Source organism: Aeromonas sp. QDB23, assembly GCF_027707745.1.
Taxonomy (GTDB): Bacteria; Pseudomonadota; Gammaproteobacteria; order Enterobacterales; family Aeromonadaceae; genus Aeromonas; species Aeromonas allosaccharophila.
The window spans coordinates 1-20,260 of record NZ_JAPCJA010000068.1 but is presented as its reverse complement, the minus strand read 5'-3'; the positions used below and the strand labels follow the sequence as shown (position 1 = coordinate 20,260).

The 20,260-nt window shown below is 59.1% G+C and carries 16 protein-coding genes and 1 rRNA gene; 7 read left to right on the top strand and 10 right to left on the bottom strand.

Annotation, left to right across the window (positions count from 1 at the left end; all coding sequences use genetic code 11):
- Positions 1-919 precede the first annotated feature (919 nt).
- The 4 genes from mntA (at position 920) to PG888_RS20395 (ending at position 3,534) form a co-directional block, all read left to right on the top strand.
- Entirely contained in the window at positions 920-1,369 is a 450-nt protein-coding gene (gene mntA, locus PG888_RS20410; protein ID WP_270815958.1) for a type VII toxin-antitoxin system MntA family adenylyltransferase antitoxin, read from the top strand.
- A 2-nt stretch (positions 1,370-1,371) separates the two neighbouring features.
- Positions 1,372-1,800: a type VII toxin-antitoxin system HepT family RNase toxin gene (gene hepT, locus PG888_RS20405; RefSeq protein WP_257712445.1), complete on the top strand. Its 429-nt coding sequence runs from the start codon at positions 1,372-1,374 to the stop codon at positions 1,798-1,800.
- A gap of 169 nt (positions 1,801-1,969) precedes the next feature.
- Positions 1,970-2,224 carry a helix-turn-helix domain-containing protein gene (locus tag PG888_RS20400; protein ID WP_042656123.1) on the top strand — a complete coding sequence of 85 codons (255 nt, stop codon included), beginning with the start codon at positions 1,970-1,972 and terminating at the stop codon, positions 2,222-2,224.
- Positions 2,224-3,534 carry a type II toxin-antitoxin system HipA family toxin gene (locus PG888_RS20395; protein ID WP_202043297.1) on the top strand — a complete coding sequence of 437 codons (1,311 nt, stop codon included), beginning with the start codon at positions 2,224-2,226 and terminating at the stop codon, positions 3,532-3,534. The genes PG888_RS20400 and PG888_RS20395 overlap by 1 nt, the downstream gene beginning before the upstream one ends.
- Positions 3,535-3,923: 389 nt before the next feature.
- On the opposite strand, the gene PG888_RS20390 is transcribed toward PG888_RS20395, so the two are convergent.
- Positions 3,924-4,829 (bottom strand): LysR substrate-binding domain-containing protein, encoded by a 906-nt coding sequence (locus PG888_RS20390; protein WP_270694177.1) that lies wholly within the window; start codon positions 4,827-4,829, stop codon positions 3,924-3,926.
- A gap of 120 nt (positions 4,830-4,949) precedes the next feature.
- Between PG888_RS20390 and PG888_RS20385 the strand changes: the two genes are divergently transcribed.
- Positions 4,950-6,077, top strand: a complete 1,128-nt coding sequence (locus tag PG888_RS20385) for an S-(hydroxymethyl)glutathione dehydrogenase/class III alcohol dehydrogenase (RefSeq protein WP_167573485.1) — start codon at positions 4,950-4,952, stop codon at positions 6,075-6,077.
- A 48-nt stretch (positions 6,078-6,125) separates the two neighbouring features.
- Positions 6,126-6,962, top strand: a complete 837-nt coding sequence (gene fghA, locus PG888_RS20380; RefSeq protein WP_270694173.1) for an S-formylglutathione hydrolase — start codon at positions 6,126-6,128, stop codon at positions 6,960-6,962.
- Positions 6,963-7,019: 57 nt separating this feature from the next.
- On the opposite strand, the gene PG888_RS20375 is transcribed toward fghA, so the two are convergent.
- Positions 7,020-7,742 carry a head GIN domain-containing protein gene (locus PG888_RS20375; RefSeq protein ID WP_270694172.1) on the bottom strand — a complete coding sequence of 241 codons (723 nt, stop codon included), beginning with the start codon at positions 7,740-7,742 and terminating at the stop codon, positions 7,020-7,022.
- Between the two features lie 364 nt (positions 7,743-8,106).
- Here PG888_RS20375 and ovoA point away from each other — a divergent pair, with 364 nt between their 5' ends.
- A complete protein-coding gene (ovoA, locus tag PG888_RS20370) occupies positions 8,107-10,257 on the top strand; it encodes a 5-histidylcysteine sulfoxide synthase (RefSeq protein WP_270694171.1) in 2,151 nt (716 codons plus the stop codon).
- A gap of 79 nt (positions 10,258-10,336) precedes the next feature.
- Here ovoA and PG888_RS20365 read toward each other — a convergent pair whose 3' ends face one another.
- The 8 genes from PG888_RS20365 to rrf form a co-directional block, all read right to left on the bottom strand.
- Entirely contained in the window at positions 10,337-11,287 is a 951-nt protein-coding gene (locus PG888_RS20365; RefSeq protein ID WP_058056266.1) for a bile acid:sodium symporter family protein, read from the bottom strand.
- Positions 11,288-11,580: 293 nt separating this feature from the next.
- Positions 11,581-13,026 carry an amino acid permease gene (locus PG888_RS20360; protein WP_270694168.1) on the bottom strand — a complete coding sequence of 482 codons (1,446 nt, stop codon included), beginning with the start codon at positions 13,024-13,026 and terminating at the stop codon, positions 11,581-11,583.
- A 172-nt stretch (positions 13,027-13,198) separates the two neighbouring features.
- Positions 13,199-13,537 carry a tRNA-binding protein gene (locus PG888_RS20355; protein ID WP_270694167.1) on the bottom strand — a complete coding sequence of 113 codons (339 nt, stop codon included), beginning with the start codon at positions 13,535-13,537 and terminating at the stop codon, positions 13,199-13,201.
- Positions 13,538-13,650: 113 nt separating this feature from the next.
- The gene (locus tag PG888_RS20350; protein ID WP_058052075.1) at positions 13,651-15,096 is read right to left on the bottom strand and encodes an amino acid permease; all 1,446 of its coding nucleotides are present in this window, start codon (positions 15,094-15,096) and stop codon (positions 13,651-13,653) included.
- 103 nt (positions 15,097-15,199) lie between these two features.
- Positions 15,200-15,655: a beta-galactosidase subunit beta gene (locus PG888_RS20345; RefSeq protein WP_163130080.1), complete on the bottom strand. Its 456-nt coding sequence runs from the start codon at positions 15,653-15,655 to the stop codon at positions 15,200-15,202.
- On the bottom strand, positions 15,652-18,726 hold the full coding sequence (ebgA, locus tag PG888_RS20340; protein WP_270694165.1) for a beta-galactosidase subunit alpha: 3,075 nt from the start codon (positions 18,724-18,726) through the stop codon (positions 15,652-15,654). Before ebgA ends, PG888_RS20345 begins: the two co-directional genes overlap by 4 nt.
- A 320-nt stretch (positions 18,727-19,046) precedes the next feature.
- Entirely contained in the window at positions 19,047-20,012 is a 966-nt protein-coding gene (ebgR, locus tag PG888_RS20335) for a transcriptional regulator EbgR (RefSeq protein ID WP_058052078.1), read from the bottom strand.
- Between the two features lie 165 nt (positions 20,013-20,177).
- Positions 20,178-20,260 (bottom strand): 5S ribosomal RNA (rrf, locus tag PG888_RS23240); the annotation flags it as partial.

Sequence of the window (20,260 nt, the reverse complement as noted above, 5' to 3'; positions counted from 1 at the left end):
TATTGAACTGTCAGGAGCTGGCTGCACAACAGCCATTACGCCCAATCAACTGGTGCAGTCGTCTTCTGAAAATGACAACACTTCAAGTCTGCGCCTTCACCAATAGATCGCTTTTGAGTTTTCTTTGAACGCTTGATACAGACCACCCACATACTTCAGTCAGGATCGGTAGGTTTGCTGCACGATAATGCGTAGCGTCCCTCACAATAATTCCTGTTTTTTCTCTGCCACTTTGAAGAGTTGGTTAGTGCTGTCATACTTACTTTGCAGCCCTAGACTCAGTCCTCTCCCAGCCACCTTACTGGTGATGACACTAGGTTCTCTTCGGCTCTGTTATCCAGGGCCCCCTAATTTCTTGATAGGCCTACCTTCTGGCGGGCCACAAATCCTCCCTTCGGTAGGTTTGCTGCACGTTACGCATAAAAACAGTAAGTTCGCAGCACGATAATTCGTATATCCCCATCGGTGATAATCCAAAAGAGTCCACCACGGTGTTTTCATCGTGCGTTTATTACCTTGCGTAGGGAAAACTATCCCGTTTTGCTTATTTGTACGGTAGGTTCATTGCACGATAAACCCAGCGGTAGGTTTGTTGCACGATAGGCCTATGCGATAGCTACTGAACACCAAAATTTGAAATTCTTTGGAGAATGAATACGGAGCAACTTGAGGGTTAAAACTAGCTGTTTGGGGGTTAAAACTAGCTGTTTGGGGGTTAAAACTGGCTATTTGGGGGTTAAAGTTTAAAAATAACCACAACAAATCAAAATGTTACGTTTTAGTCTTTATTTATGATGTCTAACCCAGAGTTGCATAGCATTCCAGCTTTGGCAGGCTCGATGAAGCCTATTGGAAGTTACGTACAAAAGCCCAGCCATGTGGCACCATACCAACCAGTAGTTCTGTATCGAATGACCAAATGGCAGTGCCAAATATGAAACTCGATAGCGACATGCTCGAACAGTTGATTTTCCTCGCCAGCAGCAACCCCCAAGTGCAGGTGCTTTGGCTTTACGGCTCCCGCGCCAAGGGGACGGCTGGGCCCTCCAGCGACTGGGATCTGGCGGTAGCTTTCGATCCGGTCAAACAGAGTGGGCCTCTGGGCGCTGCGCTGGAGAACCGATTGCGGCCCGAACTGCTGGCGCTGGAGTGGCAACGCGCCCTGGGGCTGGCGGAAGGGAAACTCTCGGTGGTCGATATCAATCAGGCCCCCATTCCGTTGGCCTTTGCCGTGGTCGATGCCAATCGTCCTCTCTATAGCCGTGATGAGGGGCGACGCTTGCAGGAGGAGGCGCGGATCATGTCGCAGATGGAACTTGGTTATCCCTGTCGCCAGGCCGATATAAGCAAGCATCATTCAGAGGAGTAGAGATGAGCGATAACGCCTATATCGGCGCTTTGCGCATCAGCCTGTCGCGCTATCAGGCCGAACTGTCAGAGATCCGGGCTATTCTGGCGCTGCGTGCGCTTTCCAATCTGGAGTACCGCGCCGCCGAGCGCACCCTACAGGTTTCTATCGAAGCCTGCATTGGCGTGGCAAAACACTGGGCCAAAACGCTGGCAGGCCATACCCCACAGGATGCCTACCAGGCATTCGAAATCCTGGCCCAGCGTGGCGAGCTATCCCCCGACACGCTGATCGGCTGGCGCAAGATCATTGGCCTTCGCAATGCGCTGGTGCACGACTATCTCAATATCAATCCCGAGATTATTCGCAGCGTGATTGGCCAGGGTTATAGCGACCAGCTGTTTACCTTTGGCAAACAGGGGCTCGACTGGTTGGCTGCCCATATTGATTGAAACTTCGACGTCATCTCTCCGTTTGCAGTTCTCTTACCCGCTATAGGGGATAAATGTTAAATACCGTCTATGGCGCGTAAATGATATTTACCTTCTATAACAGGTAAATATTGATATACCTGCCATAGCGTGTAAATTGGAAGAACGCACGCTACCAGGTAGTCAAATCATGAAAGTAACCAGCGCCAAGCAGCTGAGCGCCTGTATCAAGGATGCCAGGCTTTCGCAAAAGCTTTCCCAGGGTAAAGTGGCCGAGAAAGTGGGGATTAGGCAAGACACTGTATCCAGCTTCGAGCTCAACCCTGAGTCCACCAAGCTGGAGACCCTGTTCAAGATCCTCGCAGCACTCGAGTTGTCACTGGATATCAAACCCCGCAATGAGTCATCCGACAGCCCTATATCAGGCTGGAAGGAGGAGTGGTAATGGCCAATCTGGCTGCCTACATGAACGGCTATCGGGTCGGCACATTTACCAAAACTACCAGCGGCGCCCATCAGTTTCAGTACCATGTGTCATGGTTAGCACAACCAGGCAGCCGTCCCATCTCACTCTCCATGCCATTGCGCCATCAGCGCTACCGGGGCGATGAAGCCTATAACTTCTTCGACAACCTGCTGCCAGATAATACGGAGGTGAGGAACAGGGTTGTAGCACGCTATCAAGCGGCATCAACCCAGCCCTTCGATCTGCTCAGTTGCATTGGCCAGGATAGCGTAGGGGCATTACAGCTGGTTACCGAAGGGCACGAAGTTCCAGATGTCAGGCGAATCGACTACAAAGCACTTTCCGATGACGAGCTCGAGCAGATCCTGACCAGCTACAAATCAGGAATCCCTTTGGGGATGGTCAGGGAGCAAGAGGAGTTCCGGATCTCTATCGCCGGGGCGCAAGAAAAGACTGCGCTGCTCTATCTCGATGGCCGTTGGTACTTGCCACTCAACGCAACGCCGACAACCCACATTATCAAACTCCCTATCGGCAAGATTGAAAGCCACTCCTACTCGATAGACCTCTCCCAGAGCGTAGAAAATGAATATATCTGCACTCTGATTGCCAAGGAGTTTGGTCTACCCGTACCTCACTGCTTCATGATGCAGGTTGGCCAGGTCAAAGCACTGGCTGTGGAACGCTTCGACAGACGTTACGCTGCCGATCGCAGTTGGATCATGCGCCTTCCCCAAGAAGATTTCTGTCAGGTATTGAATGTTCCGTCAGCACGGAAATACGAGAGCCATGGAGGACCGGGGATCACTGACATCATGAAAACCTTGCTGGGCTCTGCGACACCAGAACAGGATCGCTACCTGTTCATGAAATCTCAGGTCCTGTTCTGGCTGCTGGCGGCCACCGATGGCCATGCCAAGAATTTCTCGGTGTTTATCGAACCGGAAGGGCGTTTTCGTCTGACACCATTTTACGACATCCTCTCCATGTATCCCGCGTTTGGTGGTCGAGGTCTACACCCACGCGATGCAAAGCTGGCCATGGGCCTGACCGCGACCAAGGGCAAGAAATATGCGATAGAGCAGATATTTCCTCGCCATTTCTATCAGACTGCCAAAGCGGTTGGATTTGAAAAGGTGCAAATGGAAATGATCCTAAACGAAATGGCCAGTAGTCTGGATGAAGTGATCTCGGCCGTCCGTCAGCAGTTACCAGATACATTTCCCGCCCAGATTGCGGACTCGATTCTGGATGGGCTCAGCACCAGAGCGCAGCGTTTAACTCGGTAGTCAACCAAGTGAAATGAATCCTGGCCAGAGACAAAACATAAGCACCAACCATTGCCGCCTCACATCCAGGCCCAGTTTTCCCGGTTTCCCACTTTTCCCACCTCTACTTGGCCTGCGTGGGGATGGTTCAGCATAAACAGGGGGCTATCACCATTGCCTGGGTAGTACTTTGGGTAGTTTTTTCTTAAAAATAAGAAAAATTACATCATATATATGATTTTTATAGCTATTTACAGTCCATTCTGTAATCAGATCCAGAACATCGAGTGATGGGTCGCTGACTATCCGGTTGTTACCTGCAAAAGAGCCCTTGTTCATCAAGGGCTCTTTTATTTTCCGGCTATAGGGTTTGCCGCCAGCCGTCGGAGAGTCAACGGGCGGGAAGCGCCCTAGCCTATCGGCATCACCAGAGCCGGTTGATGAGGATCGCTCAGCCGCTCGGCCAGATAGTCCACCAGCAGCCGCACCTTGGGGGAGAGGTGGCGGTTGTGAGGATAGAGCGCCCAGATCCCCTCCGCCGGGGCCCGCAGTTCGGGCAGCAGCTCGATCAGTTCGCCACGGGCCAGATGGTCGCTCACGTAGTAGTCCGGCAGCTGGATGATGCCGATCCCCTTGAGCGCCGCATCCAGCAGGGCGTGGCCACTGTTGCACTGCAACAGGCCACGCACCCGCACGCTGTGGGGGCGACCATCCAGGGTGAAATGCCACTCGTCGCTGTTGCCCACCAGACAGGTGTGACGGGTCAGCTCGGAGAGGCCGTTGGGCATGCCGTGGCGGGCGGTGTAAACCGGGGAGGCGCAGACATAGGGCACCCGCTGCGCCAGCTTGCGTGCCACCAGCGTCGAATCCTTGAGATGGCCGAGCCGCAGCGCCAGATCGTAGCCTTCGTGCACCAGATCCAGCAGCTGGTTGGTGAGGTTGAGGGTCACCTCCAGCTGGGGGAAGCGCACCATGAAGTCGTTCACCAGCGGGGCGATGCGGCTCTCGCCGTAGGAGACGGGGGCCGTGATGCGCAGCGACCCTTGCGGTACCGCCTGATGGCGCCCCACCGCCAGCTCCGCCTCGTAGAGGTTATCGAGCAACTGACGGCAGTGGCGATAGTAGATCTCGCCAAGCTCGGTGAGCCGCACCTGACGGGTGGTGCGCAGCAGCAGCTTGGCCTGCAGCCGATCTTCCAGCTGCGCCACCTGACGGCTCACTTGCGCCACCGATACTCCCAGCTTGCGCGCCGCCGGGGTAAAGCCCCCCTGCTCCGCCACGCTGACAAATTCACAGATCCCTTCCCAGCCGAACATTATTACCTGTGTGTAAAAGTGATTTGAGATTTGCCCTCATTATCACCAAATCGGCGGGAAACTACACTGAATGTCCGAACTCATCTCTGTTCACCCTGCTCAACAAGAAGGATGTCATTCATGGCACAGGTTCAAAGCATCAAGTGTAAAGCCGCCATCGCCTGGGGCCCGGGTCAGCCCCTCTCCATCGAAGAGGTTGAGGTCATGCCGCCGCAAGCGGGCGAGGTGCGGGTGCGCATCGTCGCCACCGGCGTCTGCCACACCGATGCCTTCACCCTCTCCGGTGAAGATCCGGAAGGGGTCTTCCCCTGCATTCTCGGCCACGAGGGGGGCGGCATCGTCGAATCCGTCGGCGAAGGGGTCACCAGCGTCAAAGTCGGCGATCACGTGATCCCGCTCTACACTCCCGAGTGCGGCGAGTGCAAATTCTGCAAATCCGGCAAGACCAACCTCTGCCAGAAGATCCGCGCCACCCAGGGCAAGGGGTTGATGCCGGACGGCACCACCCGCTTCTCGAAAGATGGCCAGCCCATCTATCACTACATGGGCACCTCCACCTTCAGCGAATACACGGTACTGCCGGAGATCTCCATCGCCAAGGTGGACCCGGCCGCCCCGCTGGAAGAGGTCTGTCTGCTCGGTTGTGGCGTCACCACCGGCATCGGTGCCGTGATGAACACCGCCAAGGTGAAAGAGGGTGAGAGCGTCGCCATCTTCGGGCTGGGGGGCATCGGCCTCTCGGCGGTGATCGGCGCCCGTCTGGCCAAGGCTGGTCGCATCATCGCCATCGACATCAACGAGAGCAAGTTCGAGCTGGCGCGCAAGCTGGGCGCCACCGACTGCATCAACCCGAACGATTACGACAAACCGATTCAGGAGGTGATCGTCGAGCTGACCGACGGCGGCGTCGACTTCTCCTTCGAGTGCATCGGCAACGTCAAGGTGATGCGTGCAGCGCTGGAGTGCTGCCACAAGGGTTGGGGCGAGTCGGTCATCATCGGCGTCGCCGGAGCGGGTCAGGAGATCAGCACCCGTCCGTTCCAGCTGGTGACCGGCAGGGTCTGGCGCGGTAGCGCCTTCGGCGGGGTTCGCGGTCGCAGCGAACTGCCGAGCTATGTGCAGCGCTACATGCAGGGTGAATTCCGCCTCGATGACTTCATCACCCACACCATGCCGCTGGAGCAGATCAACGAGGCGTTCGAACTGATGCACCAAGGCAAGAGCATCCGCACCGTCATCCACTACTGAGCATGATCGCCCCGCCCGCCTTCGTGGGCGGGGTGCAGGAGTCCTTCGATGAATCTGGAGATTATCAGCAGCAACAAGAGCTTCGGCGGCTGGCACAAGCGCTATCGCCACCACGCCAGCGTGCTCGGCTGCGAGATGAATTTTGCCATCTATCTGCCGCCCCAGGCCCTCACCGGCCAGAAGGTGCCGGTACTCTACTGGCTCAGCGGCCTCACCTGCACCGATGAAAACTTCATGCAGAAGGCGGGCGCCCAGCGCATCGCCGCCGAGCTCGGCATTGCATTGGTGGCGCCGGATACCAGCCCCCGCGGCGACGGCGTAGCGGACGATCCCGGTTATGACCTCGGCATGGGCGCAGGCTTTTACGTCAATGCCAGCCAGACCCCCTGGCAGGCTCACTACCAGATGTATGACTACGTCACCCGCGAGCTGCCCGAACTCATCGAGACCCACTTCCCGGTCTCGACCCAGCGCGCCATCAGCGGCCACTCCATGGGCGGTCACGGGGCGCTGATCGCTGCGCTGCGGGAGCCAGGTCGCTACCGCTCGGTCTCGGCCTTCAGCCCGATTTGCCACCCGAGCCGCTGCCCCTGGGGCCAGAAGGCGCTTGGCGCCTACCTTGGTAGCAATCCCTTGTTGTGGCAGGAGTGGGATGCCTGCCAGCTGCTGCGCCACCAATCGGTCACACCGCTGCCAACCTTGGTGGATGCGGGGCTGGATGATCCCTTCCTCGCCGAGCAGCTGCATATCGATGCGCTGGCAGAGGTAGCCGCCAGCAAGGGGTGGCCGCTGGAGCTCAACCGCCACGAGGGCTATGACCACAGCTACTACTTCGTGGCGAGCTTTATCGAGGCGCACCTGCGCTTTCACGCCCGCCACCTCTGATCAACACAGGCCCGTAACGGGCCTATTTCAGTTGGGGGTTGTGGTGATCGGTTGGCATCAGCTGCCGACACGACTCACATCGCCGGAACCGGCGATCTCGCTACGCAGTCGGGGAGCGCCCCAATAGCTGACCGACCCCGAGCCCGCGATGCCGACCTTGAGCAGATCCTGTGCCCGCACCTCCACATCTCCGCTGCCGGCGATATTGACCTCGACCTCCTCACCCTTGAGATTGCCCCCCTGAATATCACCCGAACCGGCAATGTTCAGCGTGAGCGCTTTGGCCGATCCCTCCCCCAGATCCAGACTGCCCGCACCGGCAATATTGCCTTCCAACCGGTTCATCTCCAGCCCGCTGGCTGTCAGGTCACCGACCCCGGCCACCGACAGCACCAGCGAATCCCCCTTGAAGCCGCTCAACTCGCCGCTGGCAATGCCCGCCAGCGCCAATTCATGGAGCTCGGGCAGGGTAATGGTCAGCTCCAGCGGCTCGGTGGGGTCGAGCCGGTAACCCTCCTTCACCTCGATCTCCAGCTTGTCGTCCCGCTCGGTCAGCACCAGATAGGGCAGCAGGTTCTCCGGCCCCTTGATCAGGATGCCGCGCGGCTCCCCCGCCACCAGATAGAGGGTGGCAGGCACGCCCGCCAACACCCGGGTCACCCTCTCGCCCAACGGGTGCTGGCGCTCGATCACGGCGCCAGCACCGCTGATCCGGGTTTCGTCCAGCCAGTTGCAACCACTGAGCCCTGCCACCAGCATGACAACCATCATCCACTTCATCACCACTCTCCTCGTTATCTATTGGCCATCCGGGGCCAATTGGTTTTCATGCTCTGCAATGCGTGCGCCAAAAAGTCAACCGCATGATTAAAAAGGAAATAATCATTTATCCCTGCACCAACCTCAGCATTTAGAGAGTCATTTAGACCATATGTTGGTGAAAATAACCATCCTCGAACGGGTATGTTTATGGCTGATTGGCGGGCCGTCCTGCCGGTCACTATGCTGACAGCCCGTGGCAATTTTTGATTGCCGTACCGGTCTGTTGAGCCAATAGTGGTACTTCGTGCGTACCAAGCTCTCCATTGCGGTAATGTCATTACCACTGTCTTGTCAGTCTTCACTGCCAACAAGGAGTCAGAGCGTGACCCAAGCAAGCCCTCTCTATTCCACTGCCACCGGTCTGCCGGAGCCGACTCGCACCCCGTTGCTGACCGGCAGCGATCCCGAGCAGAAACGGCGCGAGCTGCTCGCCTACTTCTGCCAGACCTTCGATCTCTACGACTCACTGTTCGACTGTCTGGCCGATGAGCGGGCCTGGTTCAACAAGGCGATCCCGCTGCGCCACCCGCTCATCTTCTACTACGGCCACACCGCCGCCTTCTTTATCAACAAGCTACTGGCGGCACGCCTGATCGATCAGCGGCTGGATGCCCGCATCGAGGCCATGGTTGCCATCGGGGTGGACGAAATGAGCTGGGACGATCTGGACGAGACCCACTACGACTGGCCCAAAGTCAGCGAGCTGCGCAGCTATCGGGCCAAAGTCCGTACGCTGGTGTGCGACTTCATCCGCCAGATGCCGCTCACCCTACCCATCGACTGGCAGAGCCCGGCCTGGGTGATCCTGATGGGAATAGAACACGAGCGCATCCACCTCGAGACCTCCAGCGTACTGATCCGCCAGCTGCCGCTCGACTGGGTGCGACCGCAGCCTTATTGGCCCGCCTGTACCGAAGCCCGCCACCGCATTGACCAGGTGCCCGCCAACAGCCTGCTGCCGGTGGCTGGCGGCACGGTGCGCCTTGGCAAGCAGGACGCCACCTACGGCTGGGACAACGAATATGGCGAGCGCCATATCGAGCTGGCCCCGTTTCAGGCCAGCCGCATGCTGGTGAGCAATGCCGAGTATCTCGCCTTCGTACAGGCGAGCGGCTATGACCAGCAGCAGTGGTGGGATGAGGAGGGGTGGAGCTGGAGCCAGTACGCGAAGGCGCAGATGCCCACCTTCTGGGTGGGTGATCCTGCCGCGCCCGGGCAATTGCAGCTGCGGCTGATGACAGAGCAGGTTGCCATGCCCTGGGACTGGCCGGTGGAGGTAAACCAGCTGGAGGCGGCCGCCTTCTGCCGCTGGAAGGCGGCCCAGACCGGACTCCCCATCCAGCTGCCGAGCGAGGCGGAATGGCAGCTGCTGCGCGAGCAGGTACCCGGCGATCAGCCGGACTGGACGGAGGCCCCTGGCAATATCAATCTGGCCCGTTTCGCCTCCTCCTGCCCGGTGGATGCCTGCCCGCAAGGGGAGTTCTTCGATCTGGTGGGTAATGTCTGGCAGTGGACCAGCACCGCCATCGATGGCTTCGACGGCTTTAAAATCCACCCGCTCTACGACGACTTCTCCACCCCCACCTTTGATGGCAAGCACACCCTGATCAAGGGCGGCAGCTGGATCAGCACAGGCAACGAAGCGCTTAAATCATCCCGTTACGCCTTCAGGCGTCACTTCTTCCAGCATGCGGGTTTCCGCTATCTGGTCTCCCGTTATCAGGAACCCGTTATCGTGAATCCCTATGAAACCGACACGCTCGTCGCTCAGTACCTCGACTTCCAGTACGGCCCGAGCCACTTCGGGGTAGCCAACTACGCCAAGACGCTTGCTGATCTTGCAGGCGAGCTGTGCAGCAACCACCAGCGGGCGCTGGATATCGGCTGCGCCACCGGCCGCGCCAGCTTCGAACTGGCTCGCCACTTCCAGCATGTGGACGGTGTGGACTACTCGGCCCGCTTCATCGATGTGGCGCTGGCCCTCGCCAGTCAGGACAGTTTCCGCTACGCCATTCCGCTGGAGGGTGAACTGGTTGAGTATTGCGAGGCGCGCCTGTCGAGCCACGGGCTGGGGGCAAGTCAGACTGAACGCATCCACTTCAGTCAGGGGGATGCCTGCAACCTCAAGCCCAAATATGACCACTACGATCTGGTGCTCGCCTCCAACCTGATCGACCGGCTGCGGGAGCCCGCCCGCTTCCTGCGGGATATCGCCCCCCGACTGCGCAGCGGTGGCCTGCTGGTACTCACCAGCCCCTACACCTGGCTGGCGGAATATACCCCGCCCGCCAACTGGCTCGGCGGCATTCGCGAAAATGGCGAGGCGCTCACCACCTATCAGGCGCTGCAGCGGCTGCTGGCTGCGGAGTTTGAGGAGCACTGCCCGCCGCGGGATGTGCCTTTCGTCATCCGCGAGACCGCCCGCAAATACCAGCACACGGTGGCGCAGCTGACCGTCTGGCGCAAACGCTAACCCGCCGGTCGGCATGCAGATGAGAAGAGGGAGGCCAACGGGCCTCCCTCTTGTTATGGCAATAAAAACGGCGCGAGTATCAATGCCCCTGCTCGTGATAGCGGCGCGCCAGCACGGCGCAGACCATCAGCTGGATCTGGTGGAAGATCATCAGCGGCAGCACCATGACCCCGACGCTGGCGGCCGGGAACATGACGTTGGCCATCGGCACCCCGTTGGCGAGGCTCTTTTTCGAGCCGCAGAAGACGATGGTGATCTCGTCCGCCTTGTCGAAGCCGAGGCGACGGCTGATCCAGACGTTCCAGCAGAGCACCAGCGCCAGCAAGACGCAGCTCAGCAGCACGATACTGGCCAGATCGTACCAGCCTACTTGATGCCAAATCCCCTGCACCACCGCCTCGCTGAAGGCGACGTAGACCACCAGCAGAATGGAGCTCTGATCCAGCTTGCCGATGAGCGGGCGGTGGCTGTCGACCCAGCGACCGATGAGCGGGCGCGACAGGTGGCCCACCACGAACGGCAGCATCAGCTGCATCATGATGGACTGGATGGAGTGCCAGGTGTCGATCCCCTCCCCCTGCACGTGGATCATCATCCCCACCAGCACTGGCGAGAGGAAGATGCCGAGGATGCTGGAGGCCGAGGCGCTGCACACCGCCGCCGACACATTGCCCCCTGCCATCGAGGTAAAGGCGATGGCCGACTGCACGGTGGCAGGCAGGGCGCAGAGATAGAGGAAGCCAAGGTAGATGGCCGGGCTCAGCCAGCTGGGCACCAGCGGCGTAAGCAGCAGCCCGAGCAGCGGAAACAGCACGAAGGTGCTGAGCATCACAACCAGATGAAGCCGCCAGTGACCGAGGCCCGCCAGCAGGTTCTGGCGCGACAGCTTGGCGCCATGCATGAAGAACAGCAGCGCCACCGCCAGCTTGGTCAGCAGACCGAACCAGACGGCTACCTGCCCCTCGCAAGGGAAGAGGGAGGCCAGGGTGACCACCGCAATCAGCACAACAGTAAAGGGATCCAGACGCACAAGGGGTCTCCATCAGAGCGCATCCTGCCTTCTTGGCAAAAGGTCAGGATCGGGAAGGACAAGAAACACAACAGGAGGTGTCTGGCACCTCCCGTTGAAACGAACCCCCAGCTTACCCCGATATCGAAGCGGCGCAACGTTGAGTGGCGGTTAATTGTTCATCAATGCTTAACGCCTTTGCTTTGTCGAATAGCGGAAGTTGACGACCCGCGGCCAGATAGCGCCAAACCGGCGATAAATGGATAAAAAAACGGGCGACCCAGGCCGCCCGTCTCGTTTTTTCGCTCAGCCGATCAGCGCTGACTGGCCAGCGTGCCGTTGCCGCTTTTCTTCTCATTGCCGCCGAGCTTGCGGGCCTGGCGCTTCTCGAAGCGGGAGATCCACCAGTAGGCCAGCGCCGAGAAGACCGCGGTCATAAAGACGTTGATGAAGAAGGCGCGTACCAGATCCACCCCGCTCGGGAAGGCGGAGGCGCTCATGCTCACCACGAAGATGGCGATCAGCACCGACACCACGGCCATGCCGAACTTGCGCGATCCCATGCGGAAGTCGCGGGGGGTGTCGTCATGTTTCCAGCGGAACACGAAGTAGGCCACCATGATGAAGATCGGCGGCAGCATGGCGGTACCGGCGGTGAGGTTGATGGCGGTGTTCATCATCTGCTGCACCGACTCGGAGCCAAAGCCGTTGACCACCAGCATCACAAACACGAAGACAAACTGCCACCAGGCGGCACGCACCGGCACCCCGTGCTTGTTGAGGCGGGTGGTTTTCTCGCCGTAGACACCCTGCGGGATCTCGGAGAAGTGGATCTTCACCGGCGCCGAGGTCCACATCATCATGGAGCCGAACATGGCGATGAACAGCACGATACCGACCGCGCGACCCACCAGCGTCTCGGAAAGCCCGAAGTACTGCGCCATGCCGGTGAAGATCTCCACCATGCCGCCGGCATAGGTGAGGCTCTCGCGCGGTACGAACACGTTCACCAGCAGGGAACCCAGCGCATACATGGCGCCGATGACGATACCGGCGGTGATGATCACCTTGATAAAGGACTTCTGGCCGCCCTTCACGTCATTGAGATAAGCCGCCGCGGTTTCGGCACCGCCCGCCGCCTGGAAGATCCAGCACATGATGCCGAGGGTCGCCCAGTTGACGGTGGGGGTCATGGCTTCCAGCGTGATCGGTTGGGCCGCTACATGGTCACCACCGAGCGCCATCAGGGCCCCCAGCACATAGATGGCGAACAGGGCAAAGACGCCGTAGGCCACCAGTTCGGCAATCTTGCCGAGCCAGCTCGCCCCCTTGGTGGAGATATGGGTCGCCGCCGCGAACAGCACGATGGAGATGATCGAGGTGACGGTCGGCGAGAAGCTGTACTCATAGCCCAGCATGGCGTAGGAGGCGTAGGCGATGACGTTGGGCAGCAATGAGACGAACCAGAACAGGTTCACAAACCAGTAGAGGAAGGAGCCCAGATAGGCCATCCGGGTGCCGAGCGGCTTTTTCAGCCAGTCGTACATCCCCGACTCGGAATCTTTGTTGGCCGAAACGAACTCGGCAATGATGAAGACGAATGGCACGAAGTAGACGAGCGTGGCCAGCAGGAAAATGGGGGCGGAGCTGAGCCCCAGCTCGATGTTGTTGTTGACGATATTGCGCACGTTGAACACGGCGGCAAAGGTCATCGACAACAGGGCAAACTTGCCTATGGTGCCGCGTACTGATTCAGACATGATGTCCTCCGGTGGATTCACGCCCCTTCGGACGGGGCGCTATGACTCTGAATGTGTTCGGCGCCGGCCAGTTGGCCGCGCCGTTTACTCTCTTGTTATGGTCAGAGGGGCAGCTCATGGCGCCCCTTCACACACCGGCGCAGCCCTGCTGCCCCGGCGTTCAATCCGTGATTCAGACGATCGGGGTGCCCGGCGCCATCGGCACCTGGGGCTGCAGCAGCACGCTCTGGCTCTCGTCCGGGGTCTCGGCGCAGAGCAACATGCACTCGGATCGCTCGCCGCGCATCTTGGTCGGCTTGAGGTTGGTCAGCACCACTACCTCGCTGCCCATCAGCTCATCTTCGCTGTAGTAGGGCACCAGACTGGTGACGGTCTGCAGTGGCCGCTCACCGCCCACGTCGATCTGAACGATGTAGAGTTTGTCGGCCCCGGGGTGGCGCACCACCTCCAGCACCTTGCCCACCTTCATCTCGACCCGTTTGAATTCGGCAAACTCGATCGTCTCGCTCATTTCTTTCTCCTTGTGTTCGGTTCTTGTGCTCAAGGGAGCAACGGGTAACGGGTGGCCGCAGCCACCCGGTTGATCTCTCCTGGCCACGGGGGCCGGTTTGGTCAGGGTTATCGTCAGGATGCCCGGACGGAAATCTGGCTGGTCGGCTGGGCCTCTTTCACCCGCGCGTCAGCACTCAGGGAGGCTTCGTAGCGGTTGTACTTCCACCAGGCAAAGCCGAGGAAGATCACGATCCCGCCGACGTTGTAGAAGATGATGGTCATGATGTCTGCGCCGGTCGGGAAGGTGGAGGCGAGGAAGCCCACCGAGAAGATGGCGATCAGCACCGACACCACGGCGATGCCGGTGGTGCGCGAGCCCATCTTGAAATCCCGTGGCAGGTGGTCGAGCTTCAGGCGCAGATTGAGGTAGGCCAGCATGATGAACAGCGGCGGCAGCATGGAAGCGGCAGCGGTCATGTTGATGACGGTGTTCATCAGATCCTGCGCGGTGTTGGAGCCCAGGGTCGGGATCACCATTAGCGGCAGCACGATGAGGTACTGGATCCAGGCTGCACGGGCGGGCACGCCATTCTCGTTCAGCTCGACCGTCTTCTTGCCGAAGATGCCGGCCGGAATTTCGGAGAAGAAGATCTTCACCGGAGTCGCCGTCCACATCAGCAGGGAGCCGAACATGGCGGTGAAGGAGACCAGCCCGACGAAGCGGTTCATCAGCACGGTGGGCAGACCGAAATGGGCCGCCAGTCCCTCGAACACCTGCACCGAGCCACCGGTAAATTTCAGGGTGTCGCTATGGACAAACACGTTGATCAGCAGGGAGGCGATGGAGTAGAGCACACCAATGAAGAGCCCGGCGACGATGATCACCTTGACGAAGGATTTGGAGCCCCCTTTCACGTCATTGACGTAGACCGCCACCGACTCGGCGCCACCGGCGGCCATAAAGATCCAGGTGGTAATACCGAGGAAAGCCCAGCTGAAATCGGGGACCATGGCTTCTACCGTGATGGGGTCGGCCGGTTGTACACCACCGACTAACGCCACACCTGCCAGCAGAATGTAGGAGAGGGTCAGCAGCAGCATCAGGGACGAGGTCACCGAGGTGATGGGACCGAGCAGCTTGGCGCCATTGGTGGAGACATAGGTGGCAAAGGCAAACAGCACCATGCTTAAGAAAGTGGTCGCCAGCGGGGTGAAAATGTATTCGTAGCCGAGGAAGGCATAGGAGGCGTAGGCGATAACCCGCGGCAGCAAGGAGGTGAAGAAGAACAGGTTCACGAACCAGTAGGTGTAGGCGGAGATAAAGGCCCAGCGACCGCCGAGGGAGCTCTTCACCCAGGCATACACCCCCGCTTCGGAGTTCTTATTCAGTGACACAAATTCCGCAATGATCAGACAGAACGGAATGAAGTAAAAAATGGTGGCCAGAAAGAACATCGGGGCCGAGGCCAGACCGATCTCGATGTTGTTGTTGATGACGTTGTTGAAGCTGAATACCGCCGCGAAGGTGAGCGACAGCAGACCAAACTTGCCTATCGTATTCCGTTTGGAATCAGACATGGTGCATCTCCAGACCTGTAGTTATTTCCGCGAAAGGGCGGGGCATGAGTTGTAGGGTGAGCCCCGCCCTTCCGGCTTTTATCAGTGCAAAAACAGCGGCTTGTTATTTGTTTTTGAAGTAGCCGCCTTCGACGGTGACCTTGATGATCAGCTTGCGCACCGGCCCGTCGCCGACGAACCGATAAGCCTCGTCGTTCTCGAAGATCACCACCTGACCGTTGCCGACTTTCTGGCGCTCACGCACCTCACCGGCCAGCCACTCGCGATCCGTGGTGTCGTCATAGCCCTGCTCGACGCCCAGCTCGCGCTTGGCAGCCCACTCCACCGTCTCTGACCCTTCCAGGTAGTAGTGAACGTCGAAGTAGCGGCGTTGCCCCTCGAACAGGGAGGTGGCCGGGCTGGCCCCCTCCTGCAAGCGGTAGGTGAGGGAGTCACCGATGGAGTGGCAGATGCCGGGCTTGAGGTTGGCCAGGTTGTTGATGGCCTCCACGCAGCGGCCCCACTTCTTGCCCTCCCGGTAGATATTTTTGAACAGGGTCAGGTTGTCCAGGGTGATCATGCGAGGTTCCTCCCGCCGTTGATGGTGAGATCGATCCCGGCCAGCGCAGCCGGATTGAGGTTGCCACGGGCGATGGGCAGCAGGGTCAGGCCGAAGCTGAACGGCTCGAAGCGCACCCGCCAGGAGTCCAGTACCTCGGAGCCCCAGGAGTTGGAGCCGAGACCCAGCACCTTGTGATCCAGATTGAGGGTGAGATAGCCGCTCGGTTCCAGCTCGTTGATGTGCTGCGCCGCGTGGATATGCTCCCAGCTGTAGGGCCAGACGCTCAGGTTGATGGGGGCATCGGGCCGCACGTAAAGACCGGCGCCGTGGCGGTTGGTCAGGGTCGCCCAGCGCACCTGCTGGCGGTTGCCGTTGTCCTGCGGGAAGGGGTAGTGCTCCCACATCTCGCCCACCGTGCTCTGGAAGCGGTCGATCCAGTTGCTCTGGCGGCTGTCCTGATAGTTCTCGCCCGGCCCCATGCCGTAGTAGTGCACCCGGTCGAGATCCTGACGAATGCCCAGCTCGAAGCCGATCTTGGGAATGATGTCGTCATAACCGCCGTAAGGTTGACCGGACAGCGCCACGTGCAGTTGGCCGTTCGGGCTCAGGGTGTAGACGTAGCGGCAACGCATGCCGAAGTCGAACACCGGCGGCGCGATCAGGCTCTCGACCGTCACCTCGACCGCGCCACCCAGCTGACGCCAGCTCAGAGTGCGGAAGTGCTCCTGCATGATCTGCAGGTGGTTCGGGTGCCACAGGCTCTCGTACTCCTGCTTGTGGTTGTCGATCATCGGCTTGAAGAAGGTGAGACGCGGCGAGCGCTCGATGAGCTCGATACCGTCCTGCTGCCAGCTCACCAGCTTGCCGTCGAGGCGTGAGAAACGCAGGGCGAAGCCGCTGCCGCTCAAGGTCAGCACGAGGCGCTCGTCGGCAATCTGCAACGCAGTGGCGTTGGGATTGGCAAAGGGCTGCAGCTGGCGAGTCGACTCTTTCAGCCGGAACTGGTACTGGCCCAGCTCGTGCTCCGCCGCGCTGTAGCGAGTGGCGGTGGCCTTGATGACCCGCAGCTGGACGAAAGTTTCCCGCGTATCAAGCGTGGGCAGTTCGAGTTGCAGCTCTGTGGTGGCACCGGGGGCAATCCCTTCCAGCCGGACCTGCTGGCTGGCCAGCAGCTCGCCCTCTGCCTTCACTTCGACCAGCAGGCGGATATCGTCGAGATTGGAGAACCAGTAGCGGTTTTCCACCGCCAGCTTGCCGCTCGCCAGATCCAGCGCGCGCACCTTGACCGGGCAGATCACCTGCTTGTATTCGCGCAGGCCCGGCCCCGGGGTCTGATCCGGATAGATGAGGCCATCCATGCAGAAGTTGTAGTTGTTGGGGTAGTCGCCGTAATCGCCGCCGTATTTGTAAACGGCGCGGCCCTGCTCGTCCTGATCCAGAATGCCGTGATCGCACCACTCCCAGATGTAGTGACCCTGAATGTGGGGATGGCGGTCGAACACCTGCTGGTATTCGCTCAGGCCACCCGGACCGTTGCCCATGGCGTGGGCGTATTCACAGATAATGCGCGGCTTCTCCATCGGGAACTCGCCGAAGCAGTTCATCTGGGAGACGCGCGAATACATGGTGCTCACCACATCCACCACCTCGGCATCGCGATCCTCTTCGTAGTGCACCAGCCGGGTCGGGTCGATCGCCTTGCAGCGCTGGTACATGGCTCTGATGTTGCAGCCGTAGCCGGACTCGTTGCCCAGCGACCAGATGATGATGGAGGGGTGGTTCTTCTGGGCGTGTACGTGGCGCTCGATGCGATCCACGAACACCGGCTCCCAGAAGGGGTCGTCGGTGATGCGACTGAGATCGCCGACGTTGGCAAAACCGTGGGTCTCCACATCGGTCTCCGCCATCACGAACAGACCGTACTGGTCGCACAGCTCGTAGAAGCGCGGGTCGTTCGGGTAGTGGGCGGTACGTACCGAGTTGAGGTTGTGCTGCTTCATCAGCACGATATCGCGTTCAACACGATCCATGCCGACCGCGCGGCTCTTGAGGTGGTCGTTGTCGTGGCGGTTCACCCCGTGCAGCTTGAGGTAGTGGCCGTTGACGTAGAAGAGCCCATCTTTGACCTTGATTTCACGCACCCCGACCCGCTGCGGGATCACTTCCAGCAGCTCGCCCTGACCGTTGTAGAGGGAGAGCTGCAACTGATAGAGGTAAGGGTCTTCGGCACTCCACAGATGGGGATTGGCCAGATCCAGCGTGAAGCGGCAATCACACTTGCCATCGATGGCGAGATGATCGAGCGAGCCGCTGGCGATCTCGTTGCCCTGATCCAGCAGCGACCAGACCAGACGGTGATCACGGGCAGCCGCCCCCAGATTTTCCAGCTGGATATCACAGCTCAGGGTAGCGCTTTGATTGTCCTCGGCCAGCGCGGTGCGGATGAAAAAGTCCTGCACATGAGCGGCCGGTTTGCCCACCAGATAGACGTCGCGGAAGATCCCCGCCATCCACCACATGTCCTGATCTTCGATATAGGTGGAGTCGGCCCACTGCATCACCCGCACCGACAGCAGGTTCTCGCCGATGTTGGCGTAGGCGCTGATGTCGAACTCGGCGGTGAGGCGGCTCCCCTTGCTGAAGCCGACGTAGTGGCCGTTCACATAGACCTCGAAGTAGGTCTCCACCCCGTCAAACTTGATGATCACCTGCTCGCCATCCCAGGCCGGGCTAAGCGTGAAGCTGCGCTGATAGGCGCCGGTGGGGTTGTTGGTCGGCACGAAGGGCACGTCGATGGGGAAGGGAAAACCTTCGTCGGTGTACTGCAGATTGCCATGCCCTTCCATCTGCCACATGTTGGGCACAGTGATCTGGCCCCACTCGCTCATGGGGCTGTGATAGAAGGCCTCCAGCACCTGCAATGGGTGCTCGAAGTAGTGGAACTGCCACTGACCGCTAAGGCCCAGAAAACGGCGGCTCAGCTCGCGCTGCATGGTGGCCGCCAGCGCGTGGTCGGCATAAGAGAAGAAGTAGGCACGCGGAGCCAGCCTGTTTTCACCAACGAATTGGACGTTTTCCCAGTTATTCACATGTCCTCCCGGAACAAGGCAACTTTGACTGGGTAAACTTTAGATAAACATTTACTAAATATCAGCTTTGGATCGGTAAAGTTTTAACCTGATCACAATGGCTGGATGGTTTTGTGAGCGAGATCAGAATCGGAGGATAAAAGGGGATAAAGCAGGCAGTGATGGCATGGATGTTGATAAATGCAGGCAAAAAATGGCTAAAACCACCGTAAAACAATGCATTATGAATTTATCAGGAGAAATAAGGGAGAGGATGATAAAGGGATGAGGCCGCGCCACCGCAAGATGACGCGACTAAAACAGAATTTATTTTACTAAAATCAACGAGTGGTGCCACGCAGGGTCAGGCGACTCGGCACCAGTACCCGAAGGGGAATATCACGCTCGTCACGCAGCCGTTCGACCAGCAGATTAACCCCCTGGGAGCCCATCAACTCGGAGTGGATCCGCACCGTGGAGAGCGGCGGAAAGGTAAACTTGGCGGTCGGAATATCGTTGACGCTGATCAGCTCAATCTGCTGGGGAATCGACAATCCCCTCTCGTGGATGGCCCGCAGCACCCCAATGGCGATAGAGTCGGAGGCAACGAACAGCGCCTTGGGCCAATCCCCTGCCAGCATCTCTTTTGCCAGCCGGTAGCCGGAGGCACTGGAGAAGTCCCCGCGATAGAGATCGCTCTCCTGCACCACCCCCAGTCGCTGGCCATAATCTTTGAAGGCCAGCTCACGCAGATCCGGATTTTCATCCTGCCCACCGATATAGCCGATGCGCTGGTGCCCCTGAGCGATAAAGTAATCCACCACTTGCTGGCTGATCAGGGCGAGATCCACATCGACCGAGTCGAACTCCTCCATGGCACGGGAATCGACAAAGACCAGCATGCTGGAGCAGGTTCGCAACTGCGCCAGACGCTCGGCCGAGAGACTCCCCACCACCAGAATACCATCCACGGCGGTCAGCTCGCGTCCTTCACCACAGTTGTAAAGGTGGGTCAGTTCGATGTTGAGACGGGCACTCTGGGTCTCGATGCCATAACGGATGGCGAGATAGTAGGGATCGTTAACCTCGGTACTCTGCGGGTAGGAATAGACCACTAGAAAGTGCAGCTTGCTCTTGTGAACCCCCTTGCGGGCGCTGCTGGTCTTGTACTCCAGCCGTTCGGCAATCTCGAAGATCCGCTGCTTGGTCTCTTCCTTGACGCTCAGGCTGGGATCCTCGTTCAGTACCCGGGATACCGTGGCGAGCGACACCCCCGCCTCCTGTGCAATTTCCTTCAACGTAGCCATCAATACCTCGCTGGCAGCATCACGTGTTAATCGGTAACGGCTAAAGAGTAACGGGCAATGTCTTGATAGCCCAGCATTTTTACTAAAATGCCGATAGCAGGACCGATTTTTGAAACGCAGAAATGCAAAAAGGCCTCCCGAATGGGAGGCCTCTTCTAAATAGGTGCCTGACAGTGTCCTACTCTCGCATGGCGAATGCCACACTACCATCGGCGCTACCGCGTTTCACTTCTGAGTTCGGCATGGGA